Annotated in this window: 22 protein-coding genes; 9 read left to right on the top strand and 13 right to left on the bottom strand. The window is 71.7% G+C overall.

What is annotated here, in order from left to right; genetic code table 11:
* Window positions 1-45 precede the first annotated feature (45 nt).
* Window positions 46-462 (bottom strand): SRPBCC family protein, encoded by a 417-nt coding sequence (locus tag EBO15_RS21150; protein WP_122196155.1) that lies wholly within the window; start codon window positions 460-462, stop codon window positions 46-48.
* Between the two features lie 209 nt (window positions 463-671).
* Here EBO15_RS21150 and EBO15_RS21145 point away from each other — a divergent pair, with 209 nt between their 5' ends.
* The 5 genes from EBO15_RS21145 to EBO15_RS21125 all read left to right on the top strand — a co-directional run bounded on the left by EBO15_RS21145 (window position 672) and on the right by EBO15_RS21125 (window position 6235).
* On the top strand, window positions 672-959 hold the full coding sequence (locus EBO15_RS21145) for a DUF6401 family natural product biosynthesis protein (protein WP_122196154.1): 288 nt from the start codon (window positions 672-674) through the stop codon (window positions 957-959).
* Between the two features lie 141 nt (window positions 960-1100).
* Window positions 1101-2186: a histidinol-phosphate transaminase gene (gene hisC, locus EBO15_RS21140; RefSeq protein ID WP_122196153.1), complete on the top strand. Its 1086-nt coding sequence runs from the start codon at window positions 1101-1103 to the stop codon at window positions 2184-2186.
* Between the two features lie 140 nt (window positions 2187-2326).
* The gene (locus tag EBO15_RS21135; protein ID WP_122196152.1) at window positions 2327-3004 is read left to right on the top strand and encodes an RNA polymerase sigma factor; all 678 of its coding nucleotides are present in this window, start codon (window positions 2327-2329) and stop codon (window positions 3002-3004) included.
* Window positions 2997-3986, top strand: coding sequence for a CU044_5270 family protein (locus EBO15_RS21130; RefSeq protein ID WP_122196151.1), 990 nt, complete (start codon window positions 2997-2999; stop codon window positions 3984-3986). The genes EBO15_RS21135 and EBO15_RS21130 overlap by 8 nt, the downstream gene beginning before the upstream one ends.
* The gene (locus EBO15_RS21125; RefSeq protein WP_122196150.1) at window positions 3983-6235 is read left to right on the top strand and encodes a hypothetical protein; all 2253 of its coding nucleotides are present in this window, start codon (window positions 3983-3985) and stop codon (window positions 6233-6235) included. The genes EBO15_RS21130 and EBO15_RS21125 overlap by 4 nt, the downstream gene beginning before the upstream one ends.
* 64 nt (window positions 6236-6299) lie before the next feature.
* On the opposite strand, the gene EBO15_RS21120 is transcribed toward EBO15_RS21125, so the two are convergent.
* Window positions 6300-7562 (bottom strand): GTP cyclohydrolase IIa, encoded by a 1263-nt coding sequence (locus EBO15_RS21120; protein WP_158628312.1) that lies wholly within the window; start codon window positions 7560-7562, stop codon window positions 6300-6302.
* Between the two features lie 761 nt (window positions 7563-8323).
* A complete protein-coding gene (gene murA / locus EBO15_RS21115) occupies window positions 8324-9616 on the bottom strand; it encodes a UDP-N-acetylglucosamine 1-carboxyvinyltransferase (protein WP_122196148.1) in 1293 nt (430 codons plus the stop codon).
* Window positions 9617-9869: 253 nt separating this feature from the next.
* Here murA and EBO15_RS21110 point away from each other — a divergent pair, with 253 nt between their 5' ends.
* Window positions 9870-10910: a suppressor of fused domain protein gene (locus EBO15_RS21110; protein WP_122196147.1), complete on the top strand. Its 1041-nt coding sequence runs from the start codon at window positions 9870-9872 to the stop codon at window positions 10908-10910.
* Window positions 10911-10979: 69 nt separating this feature from the next.
* On the opposite strand, the gene EBO15_RS21105 is transcribed toward EBO15_RS21110, so the two are convergent.
* The 4 genes from EBO15_RS21105 to purD all read right to left on the bottom strand — a co-directional run bounded on the left by EBO15_RS21105 (window position 10980) and on the right by purD (window position 14715).
* On the bottom strand, window positions 10980-11792 hold the full coding sequence (locus EBO15_RS21105) for an MOSC domain-containing protein (protein WP_122196146.1): 813 nt from the start codon (window positions 11790-11792) through the stop codon (window positions 10980-10982).
* A gap of 35 nt (window positions 11793-11827) precedes the next feature.
* Window positions 11828-13138: an adenylosuccinate lyase gene (purB, locus tag EBO15_RS21100; protein ID WP_122196145.1), complete on the bottom strand. Its 1311-nt coding sequence runs from the start codon at window positions 13136-13138 to the stop codon at window positions 11828-11830.
* Window positions 13139-13214: 76 nt separating this feature from the next.
* Entirely contained in the window at window positions 13215-13391 is a 177-nt protein-coding gene (locus EBO15_RS44320; protein ID WP_158628311.1) for a hypothetical protein, read from the bottom strand.
* Between the two features lie 85 nt (window positions 13392-13476).
* The gene (gene purD, locus EBO15_RS21095) at window positions 13477-14715 is read right to left on the bottom strand and encodes a phosphoribosylamine--glycine ligase (RefSeq protein ID WP_122196144.1); all 1239 of its coding nucleotides are present in this window, start codon (window positions 14713-14715) and stop codon (window positions 13477-13479) included.
* Window positions 14716-15149: 434 nt separating this feature from the next.
* Between purD and corA the strand changes: the two genes are divergently transcribed.
* Window positions 15150-16259, top strand: coding sequence for a magnesium/cobalt transporter CorA (gene corA, locus EBO15_RS21090; protein ID WP_199744705.1), 1110 nt, complete (start codon window positions 15150-15152; stop codon window positions 16257-16259).
* A gap of 48 nt (window positions 16260-16307) precedes the next feature.
* Here corA and EBO15_RS21085 read toward each other — a convergent pair whose 3' ends face one another.
* The 6 genes from EBO15_RS21085 to fbaA all read right to left on the bottom strand — a co-directional run bounded on the left by EBO15_RS21085 (window position 16308) and on the right by fbaA (window position 21691).
* Window positions 16308-17207, bottom strand: a complete 900-nt coding sequence (locus EBO15_RS21085; protein ID WP_122196143.1) for a glycerophosphodiester phosphodiesterase family protein — start codon at window positions 17205-17207, stop codon at window positions 16308-16310.
* Between the two features lie 173 nt (window positions 17208-17380).
* The gene (locus EBO15_RS21080; RefSeq protein WP_122196142.1) at window positions 17381-18667 is read right to left on the bottom strand and encodes an adenylosuccinate synthase; all 1287 of its coding nucleotides are present in this window, start codon (window positions 18665-18667) and stop codon (window positions 17381-17383) included.
* A 148-nt stretch (window positions 18668-18815) separates the two neighbouring features.
* A complete protein-coding gene (locus tag EBO15_RS21075) occupies window positions 18816-19244 on the bottom strand; it encodes a DUF3151 domain-containing protein (protein ID WP_122196141.1) in 429 nt (142 codons plus the stop codon).
* Between the two features lie 136 nt (window positions 19245-19380).
* Entirely contained in the window at window positions 19381-19881 is a 501-nt protein-coding gene (locus EBO15_RS21070) for a GNAT family N-acetyltransferase (RefSeq protein ID WP_199744704.1), read from the bottom strand.
* A gap of 82 nt (window positions 19882-19963) precedes the next feature.
* A complete protein-coding gene (locus EBO15_RS21065; RefSeq protein ID WP_122196139.1) occupies window positions 19964-20425 on the bottom strand; it encodes a winged helix-turn-helix transcriptional regulator in 462 nt (153 codons plus the stop codon).
* A gap of 243 nt (window positions 20426-20668) precedes the next feature.
* Window positions 20669-21691, bottom strand: coding sequence for a class II fructose-bisphosphate aldolase (gene fbaA, locus EBO15_RS21060; protein ID WP_122196138.1), 1023 nt, complete (start codon window positions 21689-21691; stop codon window positions 20669-20671).
* A gap of 221 nt (window positions 21692-21912) precedes the next feature.
* Here fbaA and EBO15_RS46165 point away from each other — a divergent pair, with 221 nt between their 5' ends.
* Both EBO15_RS46165 and EBO15_RS21040 read left to right on the top strand, forming a co-directional pair.
* The gene (locus tag EBO15_RS46165) at window positions 21913-23241 is read left to right on the top strand and encodes a DedA family protein (protein ID WP_147481595.1); all 1329 of its coding nucleotides are present in this window, start codon (window positions 21913-21915) and stop codon (window positions 23239-23241) included.
* A 72-nt stretch (window positions 23242-23313) separates the two neighbouring features.
* Entirely contained in the window at window positions 23314-23697 is a 384-nt protein-coding gene (locus EBO15_RS21040) for a hypothetical protein (protein WP_233616338.1), read from the top strand.
* The last annotated feature ends 51 nt before the right edge of the window (window positions 23698-23748 follow it).

The raw sequence follows: 23748 nt of genomic DNA, 5'->3' as shown, positions 1-23748 counted from the left end.
GCTCCCCGCCCCGTGCTCCCGCAGAGCCCACGACGATCTTCCGGCTCAGCCTTCGGCGAGCGCCACCAGCGCCGCGAGAACGTCCGGGAAGTCGGACGTGATGTCCGGCCCGATGGCGGGCCCGACCTGGTCGGCGAGCGGCCCGGTGATCTCGGTGCGGTAGGTGACGCGCGTCCGTCCATCCGGCAGGTCGGCCAGCATGTGCCGCGTGGTGACGACGAAGTCCCCGGCGTCCGCCACGTCGCTGAAGGACTCACCGTCCACGATCTCGACGATCCGCAGCGGCACCGGGTCACCCTCCGGCGGCGTCATGACGAACGCGGTCCCGACGGCGAACGGCCCGTCCACCTCGATCTTCGCGATGCCGTCGTTCCAGCTCGGCCAGGACTCCATGTCCACCCAGTGCCGCCAGAGCTCCACGCGCGCCGCCGACGTCTCCACCGAGTGCTCGTACTCCCACATGCCCTGCCTCTCGTTTAGCCTTCGCGTAGATTATCTACACAGCGACTATCTCCGCGCAACCCCCGCCCCCCAACCCCTTCGAGCCCTGCCCGGTAAGGGCTGGAGGCGGTTTTTGTGTGGGGAGGACGTGGGCGGAGCGAGAAGTTTTACCTGCGTAACAGCCGGTTTTGTGACGCGAGCATTGCCCGGTGATTGCTAGCTTCGGGCGAATGAATGGGGAAGTTTTCGAGGAACTCGGCCTGCTCGTCCGCGACATCGGGGACGCCGGCGTTGAGCGGATGACGGAGACCCCGGGGCTCGCCGCGGCCGTGGACCAGCACGTCGCCGAAGTGCGAGGACTGGTCCCGGATCCCTCTCAGCCCGCCCTCATGGACTACCTCTCCGGCTTCGCCGAGGACGCCTTCCGGCGCGGCTGGTGGCCCGGCGACACCCACGACTGGGAGTTCGTCCGCATCGTCGCCGTCTGCTGGATGATGCGGAACGCCCCGGTCCACTAGATCACCACCCCACCCCCAAGCCCGGCGGGCTCGGGAGCGCTCGCCGATCTTGGGTGGGGGTTTGGCGATTGTCGCCCTTCGGGTGGGGCCGGGGTGTTCATAAGCTGGGCACCACGCACTCCGTTCCGAAGGAGGACCCCGGTGTCCGAGGAAGCCACCCCACAGTTTCGCTCCGTCCTCGATCATTTCGTGGCCTACAAGCCCGGGAAGGTCGTGGTCTCGCCCGAGGGCCGGTCCTTCAAGCTGTCGTCGAACGAGTCGCCGCAGGGACCTCTGCCCTCCGTCCAGGAGGCGATCGAGCGCGCGGCCCGCAACGTCAACCGCTACCCGGACAACAACGCGACCGCGCTCGTCGAGGCGATCGCCGACCGCTTCGGCATGACGCCCGAGCACATCGCCGTCGGCTGCGGCTCGGTCGGCGTCTCGCAGATGCTGCTCGAGGCCGTCGCCGAGCCGGGCGTCGAGGTCGTCTACGCCTGGCGTTCGTTCGAGGCCTACCCCCTTCTCGTGGGACTGTCCGGCGCGACCGGCGTCCAGGTCCCTCTGGTGGACGAGACGCACGACCTCGACGCGATGGCCGACGCGATCACCGACCGCACGCGCCTGGTCTTCGTCTGCAATCCCAACAACCCGACCGGGACGATCGTCCGCCGCGCCGAACTGATCCGCTTCCTCGACCGTGTGCCGCCGCACGTCCTCGTCGTCCTGGACGAGGCGTACCGCGAGTACATCCGCGACGAGGACGTCCCCGACGGCATGGACCTCTTCCGCGAGCTGGACCGTCCGAACCTCGCCATCCTCCGCACCTTCTCCAAGGCGTACGGACTGGCCGGCCTCCGCATCGGCTTCCTGGTGGCGCACCCCGTCGTCGCGACGGCGATCCGCAAGACCTACCTCCCCTTCACCGTGAACTCCATCGCCCAGGCCGCGGGCGTCGCCTCGCTCGCCGCCACCGACGAGCTCCTCGCCCGCGTGGACGAGACCGTCAAGGAGCGCCACCGCGTGCGCGACACCCTCCTCGCCGACGGCTGGACCGTCCCGCCCACCGAGGCCAACTTCGTCTGGCTCCGCCTGGGCGAGCACACCATGGACTTCTCCGGCGCCTGCGACGCCGCCGGTGTCAGCGTCCGCCCCTTCGCCGGTGAGGGCGCCCGGATCTCCATCGGCTCCCCCGAGGAGAACGACGCCTTCCTCGCGGTCGCCCACGCCTACCCCCACCGCAACTGAGCCGTCCGGGGCCGTCCTCCTCGGACGGCCCCACCTCCCTTATGTGACACAGATCACTCAAATAAGGGTTCTCGGGCGTGAAAAGAGCGGAAGTGACGGGCAATCAGCGGTGATCTTTCCCTAGAGGAAGGCACCCGAGCATGCACGTGACCCATCCGCCGCCCGCCCGGTCGGCCGGTGACGCGATCGCCCCGGCCGGCGCGACCCATCCGCCCCCTCCGTCCGGCACGACCTCCGCGACCTCCGAGTCCGGCGCGACCTCCGCGTCCGAGCCGTCCGATGCGTCGCTGATCGAACGGTCCCTCGCCGATCCCGAGCCGTTCTCGCTGATCTTCGACCGGTACCACGAGCGGATCTTCCGCTACGCCGCCGCCCGGCTCGGCGCGTCCGCCGCCGAGGACGTCACCGCCGACACGTTCCTGGCGGCCTTCGACCAGCGGCACCGCTACGACCTCGCGCACGCCGAGGCCCGTCCCTGGCTCTACGGCATCGCGACCCACCTGATCCGGCGGCACCGCCGTGCCGAGACCCGGTTCTACCGGGCGCTGGAACGCTCGGGCGCCGACGACGTCCAGCCCGGCCACGCCGACCAGGTGATCGACCGGATGGCCGCCGGGCAGCTGCATCCCGCGCTCGCCCGCGGCCTGGCCAAGCTCTCCAAGGACGATCGCGCCGCCCTGACCCTGATCGCCTTCGCCCGCCTCACCTATGCCGAGGCGGCCCTCGCCCTGGGCGTCCCGCCCGGCACCGTCGGCTCGCGCGTCAACCGCGCGCGCCGCAGGCTCCGCGCCGCCCTGGAGGCCGTGAACGATGAATGATCTGCGCCCCCTGGAGCGCCACCACGACGCCCAGCCGGGCCCCGCGCCCGACGGCGTCGGCAGGATGCGCGCACGACTGACCGCACACATGGACGCCTCGGCCAAGGAGGGCGAGGCCGGGAGGGCCAAGGCCACGCCGTCCACGAAGCGCCGCCCGGTCCGGCCCGCCTGGGGACTGGCCTTCGCCGGTGCCGCCACCGCCGGCACACTCGCCGTCGCGCTGGTCGCCGGCCAGCCCAACGGCACCCCGTCCCGCAACGGCCCGGCACACGAGGCCCCGCCCCGGGCCGACTCCGCGCGGACCGTGCTGCTCACCGCCGCCGAACACGCCGAGACCCGTCCCACCGGCAAGTACTGGCATGTGGAGACCACCTACGCCCGTCCGGGGGCGTCGGTGGACGCCGAATGGATGACCCTCGACGGGCAGTACTGGCTCGCTTTCCGCACCCCCAAGCCGGAGCCCGGCGAGAAGAGCACCGGACTGTTCAAGGAGAAGAAGGGGGTGCCGCTGATGGTGACGGTGCTCGGCCCCAATCCGCCTCTGTCCGCGCTGCAGAAGCTGCCGACCGACCCGAAGGCGCTGCGCGCGCTCGCCGACCGCAGCGTCGCCAAGCACGACATGCCTTACACCCTTGTGGAGGTGCTGATCGGTCTGCTGACCGACCAGCCCGCCCCTCCCAAGGTCCGCGCCGCGGCGTTCCGGGCCTTGGCCGACGTGCCGGGGGTGCGGTCGCTCGGCCCGGCGACCGACCCCCGAGGCCGCCACGGCACGGCGCTCGCCTACTCCACCTCCACGCCCGGCGTCCAGCGGGTCACGACGCAGCTCATCATCGACACCGGTACCTCGCAGGTGCTGGCGAAGACGATCGCGGGCTCCAAGACGGGGCGGACGAGGGAGGGCGTCACGAAGACGACGCCCTTCACCTCGACGCTCCTGTACCTGGCCGCCGGCTGGACCGACGAAGGACCGAGGATCCCGTGAAGCGTCTCTCCCAGGCCGTCCTGCTGACGGCCGGACTCATCGTGCCCCTGGCGCCCCAGGCCCAGGCCGCGCCGAAGCCGACCCCGGCGCCGAGCACGCCGAAGGCGGCGGTCGCGCCCGGCGTCCGCACCGCCGTCACGACGGTCAAGTTGCCCACCGGCGACCGGGTCCGCGTCCAGGACGGCTCGGTCGTCGGCATCGACCCCGGGCCGGGCCGCGATCACCTCGCCTTCCAGCAGATCGGCCGCGGGCGCGACCTGGTCGTCCTGCCCTCGGACGCCGTCCAGCGCAAGCTCGACCCGAACCTGTTCAGGATCGGAGGGGCCCCCGCGCCGGTCCGGCGCGCGGCGGCGGAGACCGAGCACGGGCTGACGATCGACGTCCTCGGCCGGAACGGCGAGCCCATGGCGGCCAGGGCCTTCGTGACCAGCCGTGACGACCCCGCGGGCGGGGTGTGGGTCCTCGGTTCGGGTGAGGAGGAGCGCCTGCCCGCCGGCAGGTACTTCGTGACCGTCATGGCCGGCGAGAACGGGAGGAAGGGGCCCTTCCTCATGCTCTCGGCGCCGGACGTGCGGCTCGACCAGGACAAGACGGTGACGCTCGACGGAACCCGCGCCCGCCGGGTCGAGCTGAGCGTCGCCCGGCCCACCGCGAGGGCCCGGTATCTGGTGGCCGGGGCGGCCGTCAAAGCCCCGCCCGGCGCGGACTACCCCTACAACGGCGCCTCGATGTTCCTCTCGGAGGGCGACGAGCTCTACGCGGACGTCCTCGACCCGACCCCCGACTTCGTCTTCGACATCCAGGGCGAGTTCGAGGAGCCGCTCATCCGGCTCGACGTCGAGGGCGACTCCCCGTTCCCCGTGGACGTCGCCTACGCCGTGGACGTGGACGACCGGCCCTCACCCTCGCTCCTCGGCGTCCTCGGCCTCAAGGCGGTGCGCGGTGGCGCGGGGACACCGGACGACCTCAAGGACGCGGCGGGCGCTCTGGTCGTCCTCGACCCGTCCGCCGGGGACACGCCCCTCCCCGAACGCGTGGAGAACGTCGCGAAGGCGGGGGGACGAGCGGTCCTGCTGGCGGGAACCGGCACGGCCCCCTCCTACAGCGGCGACCTCGCGCTGCCGACCCTGGTGGCGTCGGGGGACGCGGCCGAACGGCTGCGACGCCTGACCGAGACCGCTCCGGTCCAGGTGACGACGCACGGGATCGAGGCCAGCCCGTACAACTACAAGATCGTCCACCCGGCGGTCGGCGGCATCCCCGACAACCCCGTCTTCCGGGACCGAGACGAGGATCTGGCGACCGGCCGCGTCACCTACCGCGGTCCGGGAGCCGCCGGAAGGGCGGTTCTCGCCCCGGGAGCCGCCCTCGGCGACCTGTCGCTCGGCGGTCTCGCGGAAGCCGTCCGCATCCCGAGCGTCCGCACCGAGTACGTCTCGGCGGCCCCCGGTCTCGTCTTCAACCGCGTGATCATGGGCGCGGGAGACGGTGCCCCCTACGTGTACACCGTGGACCGCGAGTACCGGCGGGGGGAGAAGTTCACCGACACCATGTTCAAGGGCGTGCTGGGCCCCTGGCTCACCCCCGCGCCCGGGCCGATGAAGGGGACCCGCCGGCTGGCGTGGATCTTCCGCAAGGGAGACACCATCGATGTGCGCGTCCCGGCGTTCGCCGACGACCGGCCCGGTCACTTCGGAGGCAACTACGCCGACTCCGAGGACTCCGCCGGAGCGACCCGGCTCTACCGGAACGGCGCCCTCGTCGGTGAGACCGCCGAGCCGGGCACGGGCGCCTTCCAGGTTCCCGCCGAGGCGGGCGCGTACCGCCTCGACGTCGAGGCCAGGGTGGGCGCACCGGACTGGCAGGCCACGACCGGCGTCCGCACGTCCTGGACGTTCGGCTCCGCGGGGAACGGTTCGACCACGGTGCCGCCGCTGATGGCCGTCCGGTTCTCGCCGTCCCTGAACGATCTCAACCAGGGCCCGGCCGGAAGTGACGTGTCCATCCCGGTCCGCGTCGAGCACCAGGCCGGCGCGACACCGACAGGACCGGTGGTCTCCCTGACCGTCAAGGCGTCCGACGACGATGGCGCCCACTGGCGCACGCTGCCGGTGACCCGCGAAGGCGACCACTGGGTCGTGCGCGTCCACAACCCGGCCAAGGGCGCGGTCACGCTTCGCGCCCTCGCCCGCGACGGCTCCGGCAACACCGTGGACGAGACGCTCACCCACGCCTACACGGTGCACTGACCGCCGGCCGAACCGCCCAACGGACAAGCCCGGTCGCCCATCGCCGACCGGGCCTCTCCCGTTGTCAGGTGCCGGCCTTGGGGCCCAGCTTCTCCACGATGAGGCGGTAGAGCTGGCGTGGCCGTCCCGGCTGTGGGGTGCGGTTCGGGGGCAGGGGCCAGGCGAGGCCCTCCTCGACCAGCGTGCGCAGGAGGCGGCGCGCCGTCCGGGGGGTGACGCCCAGCATCCTGCCCGCGTTCTCCGCGTCCACGATGAGGGGTTGCTCCTGGTCGCCGAGCTTGTCCGCCAGGCGCGCCAGGATCTCCAGGCCCTTCGGCTTGGCCTGGGGCTGGGCGCGCGGCGGGGTGCGCGGCGCGGGCACGAGCGCCCGGCCGTCCCGGTCCAGGGTGAACCCCTGGGTGCGCTGCGAACTCTGCGAGCGCGCGAGCGCGGCGCGGGCGTGGTTCTCCGCCTCGTGGGCGGTGCGTCCCATGCCGATGCCGACCTCGATCGCCAGCCCCAGCTCCTCGCGCACCCGCTCGACGAACGGCGGCGTCCGGAACCCCTCGGTGGACGCCGTGACCGAGCCCCGCGTCGCGATGACCAGGTAGGAGTGGTCGTCCAGCGGCCACACCGACGCGTTCATCCGGTGCGCCTCCTGGAGGAGCACGCGGTGCAGGGCGAGTTTCAGCTCGTCCCGCCAGTAACGCGGCGTGACCCGGCGCGGCGTCTCCCGCAGCGTCGGGACGTCCACCAGGACGACCACGAGCTGCGACTCCTCCAGCCGGTGGTGCGCGCCGAGCAGGGCCGCGGTCTGCAGCGAGCTGCGGATCGCCGCGCCGGTCGGACGCACCCGGATCGTCGGCACCCCGGCCAGTTCCAGCCGCTCGGCGGTGGCGTGGACGCAGGTCATCGCGACCGTCGTCGCCCCTCGCCGCCACAGCCGTTCGTGGAAGGCGGCCAGGGTCCCCGGACCGGCGGCCTCCTCCCGCAGGTGCACCTGGTCCGTGGCCAGGTTGATCTCCGCGTACGCCTCCTCGACCTCCGCGCGCCCGAGCACGTCGATGCTCACGCGCGCGGGGTCGAAGCGTTCGTCCAGTGAGGCGCGCAGGAGCGCCCCCTGAAGCGCCGCGCCGTTCAGCGGGACGTACGTGGCCGGCATGGTGAGCACGCCCGCCTTGCGGGCGAAGTCGTACGGCACCGGACTGGCGAACAGACACACGTCCACCCCAGACCCCAGCCGGACGACCTTGTCGGCCGCTTCCTGTTCGTCCCGGTAGGCCGCCGCCACCAGCCGGCTCGGCACCGGCGTGGGGCCATGGCCCATCAGCATGACCCGTTCGACCAGGTCATGCGGTCCCACGACACCGATAGTGAGGTCGGGTGCCACCGACCCTGTCCGCGCGGCCGTCATCGGCCGCTCGCTTCCCGTCCATGCTTTCGACGGGGGCCCTGTCCCGGCCATGCGTTCGCGCACGCTCCGCCCAACGGTTGACTCATGGCTTGTCGCCCCTGCCTTCTGACCCAGCACCGCAGTTCCCGTGCGATTCGTTCCTCAGTGGGCAGATCGGGTCAGGGCGACGCTGCGTGACGCCCAGACGCGAAATCGAATCAAGAGTGCGGCGAAAAAGTAACCTACGCGACCCCCTGGTCAGTAACTTGTCACCATACGGCCAGTCTTGATCCTGCATCTTCGGATGTCCGAAGTAGAAAAACAAGACCCGAAAAGCCCGCAAGGGCCCTTCCCAGGCGGTCTCGCGTACTGAGGAGACCCCTGCGGCGTCCGTTTGGTTTACCTCCGAGCCGAAATCCGCTCGACTCGGCGTCCCGACCGCTGGAAAGTCGTCGGAGGCGGTCCAGGAGCCCCGGCCAGGACGCTGATCGTCAATTTTCTTCAGCGCGGCCGAAAGTGGACGCCGCTGTCAGAGGATCGAGTCAGGGCGCGCCCCGGCGCCCGTCCCCCACAAAGCGTGACCTCGTCACCCGGCGGAGCGTCCCGCGGGCGCCGGCCGACCCGCCGCGCGCCCCCGGAAACGCGAAAGGCCGCGTCGCGGAGAGTGCGACGCGGCCCGAAGGCCCTTGCGGGCCCGGTGTGACGGGAGGGGAAGGTCAGACGGTCTCGCGGACGATGTCGGCGCCCAGCTGCGACAGGCGGCCGGCGGTGTGCGCGTGGCCGCGGTCGAGGTAGTACGCCGAGGTGATCGTGGTCTCGCCCTCGGCGGCCAGGCCCGCGAGGACGAGCGCGGAGCCGCAGCGCAGGTCGTGCGCCTCGACCTCGGCGCCGCGCAGCGGGGTCACGCCGTTCACCTTGGCGCGGTTGCCGTCGACCTCGATGTTCGCGCCCATCTTCGCGAGCTCCCCGGCCAGCTTGAAGCGGCCGTCGAAGATGCGCTCGTAGATGTAGGACGGGCCGTCCGCCAGGCAGGACAGCGCCATGATCGGCGACTGGAGGTCGGTGGCGAAGCCGGGGTACTCGTCGGTGATGACGTTGATCGGACGCAGCGTCCGGTCGCGCCGGACCTGGAGGACCGCGCCCTCCTGGTGGAACTCGACGCCCATCTGCTCCAGCTTGTCGGCGGCGACGCCGAGGTGCTCGAGGTTCGCGCCGACCAGCGACAGCTCGCCGCCGGTGATCGCGGCGGCCATGACGAAGACGCCGGCGTCGATGCGGTCCGGCATGACGGTGTGCTCGACCGCGGTCAGGCCCTCGACGCCCTCGACGGTGATGAAGCCGGTGCCGTCACCGGTGATCTTGGCGCCCATGGCGCGCAGGAACTCGATGTTGTCGAGCACCTCCGGCTCCAGCGCCGCGTTCTTGATCAGCGTGGTGCCCCGGGCCAGCGCCGCGGCCATGATCAGGTTCTCGGTGCCGGTGTGCGACGGGGTGTCGCAGTACAGCGTGGCGCCGCGCATGTCGCCGGCCTTGATGTGGATGACGCCGTCGCCGTTGTCGTCGACCTGCTCGGTGACGGTCGCGCCCATGCGCTTGAAGCCGTTGTAGTGGAAGTCGAGGTTGCGGCTGCCGAGGTTGCATCCGCCGACGCCCTCGATCACCGCCTCGCCGAGCCGGTGGAGTAGCGCCGGGACGAACAGGAACGAGCCGCGGAACCGGGACGCGATGTCGGCCGGGAGCACCGGGTTGTCGAGCGAGGACGCGTCGATCACCAGCGTCCGCTCGGCCTCGTGCAGCTCGGCCTTGGCGCCGATGGCCCGGGCCAGCTCGACGGCGCGGCGCACGTCCTCGATGATCGGGACGTTGCGCAGCACCGTGCGGCCCTCGCCGGCCATCAGCGAGGCGCCGATCATCGGCAGGACGGCGTTCTTCGCGCCCTGGACGAAGACGGTGCCCTGCAACCGCCGACCGCCGCGCACGCGGTAGCGGACCTCGTGGCCCATGCTCATGCCGTCTGACTCCTAACTGCGGGTTTCGGTGCCTGCCGGACGCGGGAGCGGGTCGGCCCGTCCCGTCCGGTCGCCGTTCCGGGCGAGCGGGACACGAGGTCTGGGGGAGGTCGTGCCCCCTCGTGGACGCAGCCCCAGTAAACCACCGAGGCGGGTGTGTCGCGTCCGCCTCGCCGCCCGCCGCCGACGGCTGATCCTTTAGACCCCGGATCTACCGGCAAGGTTCGCGCGGATCTGCGTAAAGTGATCATCCATGGACGAGAGCCATGGCTGGACCGCCATCGACGAGGCCCTGCATCCGCTGTACGGGAGCGTCGAGCCGCGGCACTGGGGGACGGTCGTCCCCCACCGGCTGGGCGGCCCGGACCCCCTGGACGGCGTGAGCGCCTATCCGCGCGACGGGCACTGGCACTACGTCTCGTACGGCATGTCCGAGCTGTACGAGAAGCACTCCGACAACCCGGACGAGTCGGGCTGGGGCTTCGAGTTCACGTTCCGCCTGGCCCGCGTCGGCGGCGAGGACGAGCCGCCGGTCTGGCCGGTCAACCTGCTGCAGAACCTCGCCCGGTACGTCTACTCGTCCGGCAACTGGTTCGCGCCCGGGCACCACATGAACGCCAACGGCCCGATCGCCGCCGACCGCGACGACTGCACGCTCAGCGCGCTGATCTTCGCCGAGGACCCGGAGCTCCCGGAGATCGCGACCCCCAACGGCCGCGTCCTGTTCCTCCAGGTCGTGGGCCTGACGGCGGACGAGTACGAGGCGTCCCGGAAGTGGAACTCGCAGGCCCTCACCGAGCTTTTCGCCTCCCGGCTGCCGCTGCTGGTCTCCGACATCACCCGGCCCTCGCTGCTGGAGGACCCGGAGGTCGCCGAGGCCGTCCGCGCCGGGATCGAGGCGGACGGATCGAGCAGCGGAGCGCTGTTCGTGCCCGAGATCGGCTGGTCCAAGGACGGGGACAAGATCCGGCTGACGATCGGGGCGCTCCAGGCCGCGGGCGTCGCCGACACCCTCCCCGGACGCCTCGCCCATGACCGTGACCTGCTGCTTCAGGGCGACGACACGATGGTCGTGCTCGTCCCGGCGGACGGCGACGGCCTGCTGGTCCAGGAGCTCGACGAGGGGAACGTCGCGCTCGGCATCCCCGCGTCCGCGCTGCGGGCCCTGATCGAGACGCTCCGTCCCGAGGCGGGCGTCCGGGCCGTCCCCGGCCTGGAGGACCTGGTCGTCGAGGTCGTCCAGACCGTGATCCGCGACCAGTACGGCAACCCCACCGACCAGACCGTCGGCTGACCCGCTGCCGGACGCCGACCGCCGGACGCCGACCGCCGCCCGCCGGACGCCGTTCGAGCGCCTGAGCGGTCAGGCGCGGTCGAGGACCTCGACAGGGTCGCCGACGCGGACGGTGCCGAGGCGGCGCGGGACGGCGAGCTGCCCGAACTGGATGCCGCCGTCCAGGTTGCGGTAGGTCGCGAGGGTCCGCAGCGGCTCACGGGACCGGACGGCCGTCCGCTGGTCGGTCGTGGTGATCACGCACCGGGTGCACGGCTTGACCATCTCCACGACCGTCTCGCCGACGCGCAGCAGCCGGACGCCGTCCTCGCCGTACGGGCCGAGCCCGTCGAGCACCAGCGTGGGACGGAACCGGTTCATCGGGAGCGGCGCGTCCAGCCGGGTGTTGAGGTCGGCGAGCGACTCGGCCGAGAGGACCAGCAGCGGGTAGCCGTCGGCGTACGCGACCTCCCCGCCGCCGCGACTCGTCGGACGCCGCCCGGTGAAACGCACCAGGCGGCATCCGGCGAACGGCCCGCGGCGTTCCGGGGCCGAGGCCGCCAGGAACCGGGTGAACCAGGCGGCGGCCGCGTCGCCTTGGTCCACGCCCTGGCAGGGCCTGCCGTGGACGGTCACGTCCACGACGGGCCCGTCCGCGGACGCCGCGTGCTCCAGCGGCTCGACCCCCGGCGCGGACACGCGGAGCGTCGCGCCGTCGAACGACGGCCGCAGCAGCGCCATGTGCGCGTGCTCCCGCTGGGACAGGTGCCGCCCCTCCGGGGTGACCAGCATGAACTCACGGTCGTGGAGCAGCCCGGTGGGGGTCAGCTCCGCGCTCGTCAGGGCCGTCCCGCCACCGCTCTTCAACGGGTGGACGTTCAGTTCGGCCAGCACGGCGTCCATGGACGGTTCCTCGATCTCGCTACTTCAGGGCTTCGCTACTTCAGAGCCTCGAGGTGCTCGAACATCGGGGCCAGGCGCGCCACGAACCGCTCGGGACGGCACACCTCGTCCAGGCGCGCCTCGTCCAGCGTGAGCCCGGCCTCGGCGGCCTGCGTCCGCAGCGTCTCGCGGAACGGGACGCCGGTCTGCCACGTCTCCATGGCCGCCTTCTGGACGAGCGGGTACGCCTCGTCGTCGCGCGACATGCCCGCCTCGACCAGCTCCAGCAGGACGGTCGAGGTGTAGATGAGGCCGCCGGTCGAGTCGAGGTTCTCGCGCATCCGGTCGGCGTCCACGACGAGTCCGGACATGAGCCGGTTCGTCAGGTTCAGCATGTAGTCGAGCGCGGTCGCCGCGTCCGGCAGGGCGATCCGCTCGGTGGACGAGTGGGAGATGTCACGCTCGTGCCAGAGCGGGATGCCCTCCATCACCGGGACGATCTGGGCACGGACGATCCGCGCCATGCCCGCCAGCCGCTCCGACATGATCGGGTTCTTCTTGTGCGGCATGGCCGAGGAGCCCTTCTGGCCCTTGCCGAACGGCTCCCACAGCTCGCGGACCTCGGTGCGCTGCCCGTGCCGGACCTCCAGCGCGACGGCCTCGAGCACGGTCGCCATGATCGCCAGGGACGACGTCCACTCGGAGATGCCGTCGCGGATGACGACCTGCGTGGACACGTCCGCGGGCTGGAGGCCGAGCTTCTCCGCGACCGACCGCTCGATGGCCGGGTCGATGTTGGAGTAGGTGCCGACGGCGCCGGAGATGGCCATCACGCCGACCGCCTCGCGGGCGCGGCGCAGCCGGTCCCGGGACCGGGCCGCGGCGAACGCGAAGTCGGCGACGCGGTGGCCCCACACGTCCGGTTCGCCGTGGATGCCGTGCGTCCGGCCGACGCGCAGGGTGTCCTTGTGCGCGAGGGCGTGGTCGCGCAGGGTCTCGACGAGCGTGTCGGCCTTGGCGAGCAGGATGTCGGTGGCCTCGACGAGCTGGAGCGCGAGCGCGGTGTCCAGCAGGTCGGACGAGGTCATGCCGAAGTGGACGAAGCGGGCGGCCTCGCGCGGTTCGGTGTTGTCGGCCCACGCGGACAGGAAGGCGATCACGTCGTGCTGCGTGACGGCCTCGATCGCGTGGACGGCGTCAGGGGTCGGCGGTGCGGCCTTGCGGATCGGCTCCACCACCTCCGCCGGGATCGTCCCGGCCTCGGCGTGCGCCTCGACCACGAGGGTCTCGACCCTGCACCAGAGCTCGTATTTGTGCGCGTCGCTCCAGACGCGCCCCATCTCGGGGAGGGTGTAGCGTTCGATCACCCTGCCATTCTCGCAGGGAGGAGCCGATGCTCCGGGCCCGGACCCGCCGCCCAGCCGGTCGGCCGTGCCCGGCCCGCTACGCCGCGGCGGGCTCCGTCCGGCGGGTGCGCGCGATGTGCTCGGCGAGCTGGGCCGCCGCGAGGACGCCCGTGAGCGCGGCCAGTCCGACCGTCGCCGACCAGTGCGCGAGCGGCACGGCGATCACGCAGGCGGCCGCCGCCGCGATCCGGATCCGGGACGGCCCGATGCGCATGATCCGCCGGAACCACGCGTCGCCGAGCAGGAACAGCGCGGCGCCCCCGGCCAGGCGCGGCCTCTCGTCAGGGGCGGAGACCCGATCAGATGCCGCGGGCGATGTCCGAGCGATGGTGCGAGCCGCGGAGCTGGATCTTGCTGACGGCCTCGTACGCGGTCGCGCGCGCGGCGTCCAGATCGTCCCCGCCGCCGACGACGGTGAGGACGCGTCCGCCCGCCGAGACCAGCTGACCGTCCGCGTTCAGGGCCGTGCCCGCCTGGAGGACGTAGGCGTCCGGGACGGCGTTCGCCTCGTCCAGGCCGGTGATCACGTCGCCCTTCGCCGGGGACGCCGGGTAGTTCTCGGCCGCGACGACGACCGTGACGGCCGCGCCGGGGTGCCAGGCGAGCTTCTGGTCCGCCGGGAGGCCGCCGAGCGCGCACGCCTGGAGCAGCCCGGCGAGCGGCGTGGCCAGCCGGTCCAGGACGACCTGGGTCTCCGGGTCGCCGAACCGCGCGTTGAACTCGATCACGCGGACGCCGCGCGACGTCAGCGCCAGGCCCGCGTACAGGACGCCGACGTACGGCGTCTCGCGGCGGCGCAGCTCGTTCACGGTGGGCCGGACGACGGTGTCCATGACCTCGTCCACCAGGCCGGGCGGCGCCCAGGGGAGCGGGGTGTAGGCGCCCATGCCGCCCGTGTTGGGCCCCGCGTCGCCGTCGTAGGCGCGCTTGAAGTCCTGCGCCGGGACGAGCGGGACCGCGTCCTGCCCGTCGCAGAGCGCGAACAGGGAGACCTCCGGGCCGTCCAGGTACTCCTCGATGACGACGCGGCCGCAGGCGGCGGCGTGCTCCATCGCCTCGCCGAGATCGTCGGTGACCACGACGCCCTTGCCCGCGGCGAGGCCGTCGTCCTTGACCACGTAGGGCGCGCCGAACTCGGCGAGCGCGGCTTCGACCTGCCCGCTCGTCTCGCACACGCGGGCGCGCGCGGTCGGGACCCCGGCCGCCTCCATGATCTCCTTGGCGAACGCCTTGGAGCCCTCGATCCGGGCCGCGGCCTTGTCCGGGCCGAAGCAGGAGAGGCCGGCCTCGCGCAGGGCGTCGGCGACGCCCGCGACCAGCGGGGCCTCCGGGCCGACGACGACGAGGTCGACGCTCAGGCGCTGCGCCAGCTCGACCACGGCGGTCGGGTTGAGCATGTCGATCGCGTGGTTGGCCGCGATCTCCGCCGTCCCGGGGTTGCCGGGGGCGCAGTGCAGGGCGGTCACGGAAGGGTCGCGATGCAGGGCGCGGGCGAGCGCGTGCTCGCGGCCCCCCGATCCAAGGACGAGTACTCGCACGTCGCAGGAGCTTAACGGTCCGCTTATGCCCGCGTCCGCTTCCCACCCGCCCTTACGCCCGCCGAGGCCCGCTCACGCCCGCCCGGAGCGGCTCGGATGCGCGTGGGCGCCGACGGCCCCGGGCCTGAAACATCAGGGAGTACAGGGCATTGTTGTGACGAGCGCGACATACCGGTACGTCAACCTGGTGGTTGTCCGACGCGTCTTAAATGTCGCTGGTAGCCTACAGAGGTTGTGGCCTCGCGTCCGGAAGGAGGTGGTCGGGATGATTCCTGGTGATACGTGCAGTTCGCCGGAGAACCCTCACAGTCCGAGCTGGACTGTCCGTCCGATCGCCCTTTCGAGGCGTCCGGCCACGCCCTCCACGCGCTCCCCGCTCTGACAAGGCGGGTCGAGCGCGCATGCGCGCTGTGGCCGGGGGTTAGGAGCACCTCATGGCCATGACCCGGGTCCGTCCCACACGCGCGACGATGTCCCTGTTCAAGCCGCGTGGACGCGTCCAGTCGTCCACGTCCCCGTCCTGTGCCCGCGACAGCGCGGTCATCGACTGGGCCGCCTACATCGACGGGCACCGCGTGTGCACCGACTCGGTGGGCGACGCCGTCCGCCTCGTCCGGGACGGACGCCTCGAACCCGCCGAGTCCGGCGAGGGCAGCGCGGGGTTCGTCTGGGTCGGGCTGCACGAGCCGTCGGCCGCCGAACTCCAGGAGATCGCCGAGGTCTTCGGCCTGCACCCGCTCGCCGTCGAGGACGCGATCCACGCCCACCAGCGGCCCAAGCTGGAGCGGTACGACGACGTCCACTTCCTGGTGATGAAGACCGTCGGGTACGTCGAGCGCGATCCCGAGGACGGCGAGGTCGTCGAGACCGGCGAGATCATGGTCTTCGTCGGCGCCGACTTCGTGGTGACCGTCCGGCACGGGGAGCACGGCGGGCTCGCCCCCGTCCGGCGCCGCCTGGAGGCCAACGCCGGACGGCTCGCCCAGGGCCCGGCGGCCGTCGTGCACGCCGTCACCGACCACGTCGTGGACGGCTACACCGCCGTCGCGGACGCCATCCAGGAGGACGTGGACGAGGTCGAGGAGGCGGTGTTCTCCCCCGAGCGCACCGACGAGTCGCGCCGGATCTACCGCCTCAAGCGCGAGGTCATCCAGCTCAAGCGGGCCGTGGGGCCGCTCGCGGGCCCGGTGCGCAGCCTGTCCGGACGGCGGTTCGTGCCGACCGAGATCAAGGAGTACCTGCGCGACGTGGAGGACCACCTCACCCGCGTCCGCGAGCAGGTGGAGTCCTTCGACGAGCTGCTGAACCCCATCCTCCAGGCGCACATGACCCAGGTCACCGTCGCCGACAACCAGGACATGCGGAAGATCTCCGCCTGGGGCGCGATCTTCATGGTCCCGACCGCGATCGCCGGGATCTACGGCATGAACTTCAAGTTCATGCCGGAGCTCGAGTGGCGGTACGGCTACTTCATGATCATCGGCCTGATCGCCTCGATCTGCTTCGGCCTCTACCGGGGCTTCCGCCACAACGGCTGGCTCTGACCACCCCCACCCACCCCGAAGGACCTCCGGCACGCGGAGGCCCCCGGTTCAGGCGGGCAGGAGGGCGGGGGACGGGACGGGGAGTCCTCGCGCGCGCAGGACGGCGCGCAGCCGGTCCGGGTGGTCGGTGACGATCGCGTCGACGCCGAGGTCGGTGAGGCGGCCCATGTCGATCGGGTCGTTCACGGTCCAGGTCGTGACCGGCAGGCCGAGCGCCTGCGCGTCATCGACCAGCGCGGACGTGACGAGATCATGCTCGGGCGAGAGCATGGTCGCGCCCGCCGCGAGGGCGACGCCCACCGGATCCTCCGGAGGCAGGCCCGCGAGCCACTCGGTGCCCGGGAGCAGCGTCTTCCGCTCGACCAGGGCGACCCGTCCGGCGCCGGGGGCGTACCGGGCGGCCGCGGAGAGCACGCGCCAGTCGAACCCCAGCAGCCGGGACCGGGCGAGCAGGCCGTGCCTGCCCAGCACCTCGGCCACGGCGGACGTGAAGCGGGCGACGGCGCGGGCCGTCCAGCCGGGATCGGTCTTCAGCTCGACCGCGAGCCGGACGTCCGGGACGGCGCCGAGCAGCGTGCACGCCTCGTCCAGCGTCGGCAGCGGCGTTCCCGGGACCGAACGCTGCGTCGCGGTGAACGCCAGCGGCGTCCGGACGCCCGCGTCGACCGTCCTGACCTGCTCGAACGTCAGCTCCCGCAGGGAACGGCCGACGTACGGGAACAGCGGATCGCCCGGCCTGGCCGGGGCGGTGTCGGCGAGGTTGCCGGGCGAGAGCATCTGGTCGTGGTTGCAGACGACCACGCCGTCCGAGGTCAGGCCGACGTCGAACTCGATCGCGTCGACGCCGATCTCCAGCGCGTGCGCGAACCCGGGCAGCGTGTTCTCCGGGCGCAGGCCGCGCGCGCCCCGATGACCGTGGATCTCCACAGTCCCCCCGAAATACGTCACGCCCGAAACCTACCGGGCGGCCCCTATCTCGCGATGAAAGATCGGTGAGATGCCGCTGAACGGCTTGGGGCGCTTCAGAATCCGGGCCCGCCCGCGAGGAGCGGGCCCCGGGCGCCTCCGCCCCCGCGGAGACGCCCGGAATGGGTTTGGGACAGCGTCAGGACACCAGTGGGTCAGGACACCAGCGAGCGGAGCTGGAGCGTCTGGTCGCGGCCCGGGCCGACGCCGATCGCGGAGATCTGCGCCCCGGACAGCTCCTCCAGCGCCCGGACGTACGCCTGGGCGTTCGCCGGCAGGTCGTCGAAGGTCTTGGCGCCGGTGATGTCCTCCTGCCAGCCGTCGAAGTACTCCAGGACGGGCTTGGCGTGGTGGAAGTCGGTCTGGTTCGCGGGCAGCTCCTCCACCCGCTCGCCGTCGATGTCGTAGGCGACGCAGACCGGGACCCGCTCCAGGCCGGACAGCACGTCCAGCTTGGTGAGGAAGTAGTCGGTGATGCCGTTCACCCGGGTCGCGTAGCGGGCGATCACCGCGTCGAACCAGCCGCAGCGGCGGTCGCGGCCGGTGGTCACGCCGTACTCGCCGCCGGTCGTGCGCAGGAACTCGCCCCACTCGTCCAGCAGCTCGGTCGGGAACGGGCCCGAGCCGACGCGGGTCGTGTAGGCCTTGAGGATGCCGATCACCTTGGTGATCTTGGTGGGGCCGATCCCGGAGCCCGCGCACGCGCCGCCCGCCGTCGGGCTGGACGAGGTGACGAACGGGTAGGTGCCGTGGTCGATGTCGAGCAGCGTGCCCTGCGCGCCCTCGAGCAGCACGACCTTGTCGTCGGCCAGCGCCTGGTTCAGGACCAGCGTGGTGTCGGCGACGTACGGGCGCAGCCGCTCGCCGTAGGCCAGGTACTCCTGGACGATCGGGCCGGTCTCGATCCGCCGCCGGTTGTAGACCTTGGTCAGGACCTGGTTCTTCTCGCGGAGCGAGAGGTCCAGCTTCTGGGTGAGGATGTTCGGGGCGAACAGGTCCTGCACCCGGATGCCCATCCGGTTGATCTTGTCGGCGTACGCCGGGCCGATGCCGCGGCCGGTGGTACCGATCCGGGCCTTGCCCAGGTACCGCTCGGTGACCTTGTCGAGGGCCCGGTGGTGGGGCATGATCAGGTGCGCGTTCGCCGAGATCAGGAGCCGGTCGGCGGAGACCCCGCGGTCGGCCAGTCCGTCGATCTCCTGGAGCAGCACGGCCGGGTCGATCACGACGCCGTTGCCGATGACGGGCACCACGTCGTCCGACAGGATTCCGGACGGGAGCAGGTGCAGGGCGTAGCTCTTGTCGCCGATGACCACCGTGTGGCCGGCGTTGTTGCCACCCTGGTAGCGGACGACGTAGTCGACGTCGCCACCCAGCAGGTCGGTGGCCTTGCCCTTGCCCTCATCTCCCCACTGGGCTCCGACAAGAACGATGGCCGGCATGCCACTTATCCTTCCCACGACGAAGGCCCCTGATCGCAAGTGCGAAGGGGCCTCTTGCGATCAAAGCGTACCCGTAGCGGGGAGCCGAAGAAACCGCACGTCGTGGCCTAGGGGGCCGAAAGCCCAGTGGGGCGGGGTTAAGCGGGTTTTACTTTCCGTTCTCCGCCAGCGCCTTGGCGGCCGTTTCGCTGCTGTCGCGGAGGAAGGTCCGGACGCGCTCGGCCTCGGCGTCCTCGCCGATCGCGGCGGCGGCGCGGCCGAGCGCGTGCAGGGCGCGCAGGAAGCCGCGGTTCGGCTCGTGCTCCCAGGGGATCGGGCCGTGGCCCTTCCAGCCCGCGCGGCGCAGCTGGTCCAGGCCGCGGTGGTAGCCGGTGCGCGCGAACGCGTACGAGTCGATCACCCCGCCCCGCGCGAACGCGCGGTCGGCCAGCTCGGCCCACGCGCCGGGGTACTCGGGATGGCGCGCGGCCACCTCGAACGGATCGACGCCGTTCTCCAGCGCCTCGCGGGCCTCGGGGTGGTCCGGGAGTTCGGTCGGTGCCGGCCCGCCGAGCAGGTTCTGGGTCATGCCGGTCATCGTAGGTGGGAACGCCCGCGCTCCATCACCCCGGGTCGCCCTCCCGCCGAGGTTCCGGCCGGGACCGGAACGGGCCCCCGGTGCCGCCGAGCTCCGGGAACGGTTCCCGGGCCTCCGTGGGCGGGGCCGGGAAGATCTACGTGGACATGAGGAAGGTCGAGGTCGTTCCGCTGCGGACGGGCCGGGCCGACGGCCACGTGTGCCGGATCAGTCCCAGCGCGCCGAGGTTGGTGCTGCAGACGTCCGCGCGGAAGTCGGTGATCCCGCGACGTGTGGCCAGGGGGAGGAGCAGGCGCATGAGCAGGGCGCCGAGGCCGCGCCGCTGCCATGCGTCCGCGATGAGGACGGCCACCTCCGCCTCGTCCGGGCGGGACGGCGCACGCGCGTACTCGGCGATGCCGACCATCGCGTCGTCGCAGATCGCCACGAGGGCGTCCCGGTTCCAGTGGTCGAGACGGCCGAGCATCGACACATAGGGCTCCGGGACGCGGGGCGTCCCGGAGAAGAAACGCGTGTACAGGCTGCCCTGCGACAGGGTGCCGGACATGCTCCGCAGCCGGTCGTCGTCGCCCTTCCCGAAAGGACGGATCCGGACGTCGATGAGGGTGGGCTCTGTAAGTAGCGTCACAAAACTCATTGCACAGCAAGGAGTTGCGTGAAGCAACCCATATCGGAGAAGTCGCCCGAGCGGATCGTCGGCCGGGCAGGGGAGCAGAGGATCAGGCGGACGGCGGCGTGCCGGGGCCGGGACGCAGGTCCACGTCCGTCGGGCCGAGGGCCTCACCGCAGGACGCGCAGGTCAGCCGCGCGGTCAGCTCGCCGCCACAACCCGAGTGCAGGATCAGGATCGGCGGCCCCTCCGGGGCGTAGTGCCGGTCACCCCACAGAAGCAGCGTCATCATCGCGGGCCACAGTTCGACGCCCTTGCGGGTCAGCCGGTACTCGTAGCGCTCCGGCCGCTCCTGATACCGGACGCGTCGCAGCAGCCCCTCCTCGCACAACCGGGACAGCCGGTCGGTGAGGACGTTCCGGGCCACTCCCAGGGCCTCCTGGAAGTCGTCGAACCGGTGCACGCCCTCGAACGCGCTACGGATCACCAGCAGCGTCCACCGGTCGCCGACGATCTCCAGAGCGCGGGCGATCGAGCAGTTCTGGTCCTCGTACGTGCGGGGGAGAGCCACGCACCGAGCCTATCCGGGCATGTCCTCACCCGAACGGCCCCGAACCGGCGGATGCGCACGGATGCGTCAGGCGGACCGTCCGAAAAGCCCAGCGGCCCCTCCCGTCCGCCGAACGGATCGTCCGGCGGACGGCCTGGGCCGCAAGGAGAACAGGCCGTGACGGGCTCTCGCGGCGGACGGGAACGCGGACGGGGTCCGGCCACGCGAAGGCGGCCGGACCCCGTCTACGGGACGCGTGCGGTGTTACTTGATCTTCTTGCCGGCGGAGAGCAGGTCCTCGCAGGCGGTGACGACGCGGGCGGCCATGTTCGTCTCGGCCGCCTTGCCCCAGGCGCGCGGGTCGTACTGCTTCTTGTTGCCGACCTCGCCGTCCACCTTGAGGACGCCGTCGTAGTGGCTGAACATGTGCGCGGCCACCGGGCGGGTGAACGCGTACTGGGTGTCGGTGTCGATGTTCATCTTCACCACGCCGTAGGACACGGCCTCGCGGATCTCCTCGAGCGTCGAGCCCGAACCGCCGTGGAAGACCAGGTCGAACGGGCTCTGCTTGCCGTACTTGGCGCCGACCGCGTCCTGGATCTCCTTGAGGACCTCCGGACGCAGCTTCACCGAGCCCGGCTTGTACACGCCGTGGACGTTGCCGAAGGTCGCGGCCAGGATGTAGCGGCCCTGCTCGCCCAGGCCGACGGCCTCGGCGGTCGCGATGGCGTCGTCGGTCGTGGTGTACAGCTTCTCGTTGATCTCGTTCGCGACGCCGTCCTCCTCGCCGCCGACGACACCGATCTCCATCTCCATGATCACGCGGGCCTGGCGGCACTGCTCGAGCAGGTCCTGCGCGATCTCCAGGTTCTCCGCCAGCGGCACGGCCGAGCCGTCCCACATGTGCGACTGGAACAGCGGCTCCTGGCCGCGCGCCACGCGCTCCTGGGAGATCTTCACCAGCGGACGCATGAACCCGTCCAGCTTGTCCTTCGGGCAGTGGTCGGTGTGCAGCGCGATGTTGACCGGGTACTTGTCGGCCACCACGCGCGCGTACTCGGCGAGCGCCGTCGCGCCGACGACCATGTCCTTCACGGTCGCACCGGACAGGTACTCCGCGCCGCCGGTCGAGACCTGGACGATCCCGTCGCTCTCGGCCTCCGCGAAACCGCGCAGCGCGGCGTTCAGCGTCTGGCTGGACGTCACGTTGATCGCGGGGTAGGCGAAGCCGTCGCGCTTGGCGCGGTCGAGCATCTCCGCGTAGACCTCAGGGCTGGCGATGGGCATGGTTCAGCGTCCTTTCCGGCCGGATCCCGGCGGCACCGTGTGCTGTCGTCGTCTCTGGTCCTGGCCCGACCCGCGGGGGTGGGGCGCCACCTTGCCAGTATCTCGGATTCCACAGATCAGGCCACTCCGGGGGCCGGACCGGGGTGTCCACGGACAAACCGGTCAAGATCGGCCTTCCGCTTTACACCGGCCGTATGGGGGCGTCCGGGTAGGCTCGCGGCGTGGACCTCGCCCTTAATCCTCTTGATCCCAACGATCTGATCTCCACTTTCGGAGTGTTCGGGATCTTCGCCGTCATCTTCGCCGAGACGGGCCTGCTGGTGGGCTTCTTCCTGCCCGGCGACACGCTGCTGTTCGCGGCGGGGCTCTTCAGCACGGCGACCGCCGCGCACGGAGCGGGCATCACCCAGATGCCCCTGCCCCTGCTCATGATCGGCGCGCCGGTGTGCGCGATCGCGGGCGCGCAGGTCGGGCACTGGCTCGGCGCGCGGTACGGGCGGCGGCTGTTCGACCGGCCGAACTCCCGGCTGATCCGGCCGGAGCACGTGGAGAAGGCCGAGTACTACTTCAACAAGTTCGGCCCGGCCAAGGCGGTCGTCCTGGCCCGCTTCATCCCGGTCGTCCGGACGTTCCTGAACCCGCTCGCCGGGACGCTGGAGATGCCCGCCCGCACGTTCTTCCTGTGGAACGCCGTCGGCGCCGTGCTGTGGACCGAGTCGATCATCATCGCCGGTCACTACCTGGGCTCGCGGGTCAAGGGCATCGACAAGTACGTGCTGCCGGTCGTGTTGCTGGCGGTCGTGGCGTCCATGATCCCGGTCGCCCGCGAGGTGCTGAAAGGCCGGGGCAAGAACGGTAAGGACGACAACAGCGGCGGTGACCAGGACGGCGGTCAGGGCGGCTTCGGCTATGGCGGCGGCTATGGCGGGGGTCACGACGGCGGTTTCGGTGGCGGCGGCCAGGATGGCGGCTACGGCGCTGCCCCTCAGGGCAGCGGCGGCTACGGCGGCCAGGGCGCGGGCCAGCCGGGCGGCTACGGCGGCTACCAGGGCGGTTCGCAGGGCGGCGGCTACCAGGGCGGTCAGGGCGGCGGATACGGCCAGGGCGGCGGTTACCAGGGTGGCCAGGGTGGCGGCGGCTACGGCGGCCAGCAGGGCGGCTACGGCGGCCAGGGCGCCCCGAGCGGTGGCTATGGCGACCAGGGGGGCGGCTACGGCGGCCAGGGTGGCCAGGGCGGCGGCTACGGCGGCCAGGGTGGCCAGGGCGGCGGCCACGGCGGCGGCTACGGAAACCAGACTCCCGGCCAGGGCGGCTATGGAAATCAGGGCGGCGGCTTTGGAGGCCCCCAGGGATCCGGCTACGGCACCGGCCAGGACGCCGGTTACGGCGGGGGAGGCTATGGCGCAGGTCACGGCGGTGGCGCGCCCACCGAGCAGCCGGGCGGCGGGCGCCCTCAGAAGGGTAAGCACCGTGGCGGTCCGGGCAACGGTCCGAACAAGAATGGCCCTGAACAGTCACGCCCGTCGCTCAGCGGCGACAGTTATCGCTAACCTCCGCATGTGGGACGTCATCGGTCGGACCCTCGTGGTCTAGCGCGCATTCTCCTCGCGGCCTTGGCCGTCGTGGCCGTCGTGGCGCTGCTCGTCGTCGGCGGTATCGCGCTGTTCAATGCGGTGAATACGGGGGACGACTCCAAGCCGCGGCAGTCCGCCGGTGCGTCGTCGCCCGGCGGATCGCAGCAGTCGGGCGGGGAGAAGGCGAACGCCTCGACCCCGTTGGTCATCAAGGTGGTCGGGCCCGCGACCAGCGTCCTGGTGACGGTCGCCGGCTCGAACAAGGTGCTGGCCCAGGGCATGCTCAATCCCGGCGAGGGCCGCAAGATCGAGGACGCGCCGCTGAACGTGGTCGCCTCGGACGGCGGGGCCGTCCAGGTCACCATCTGCGGCAAGGTGCAGCCCCGCAAGACGAGCGGCGAGCGCGGCACCTGGTTCGTCGACAAGTGCTGACGGACGGGAAGACCGGCCTCCCGCCGATCACGTCCCGCTGACCGTCCGCGC

The sequence above is a fragment of the Actinomadura harenae genome (assembly GCF_003696215.1).
In the GTDB taxonomy this organism is placed as follows: Bacteria; Actinomycetota; Actinomycetes; order Streptosporangiales; family Streptosporangiaceae; genus Spirillospora; species Spirillospora harenae.
The sequence above is the reverse complement of the archived record's forward strand: the minus strand, read 5'-3'. Positions and strand labels throughout refer to the sequence as shown.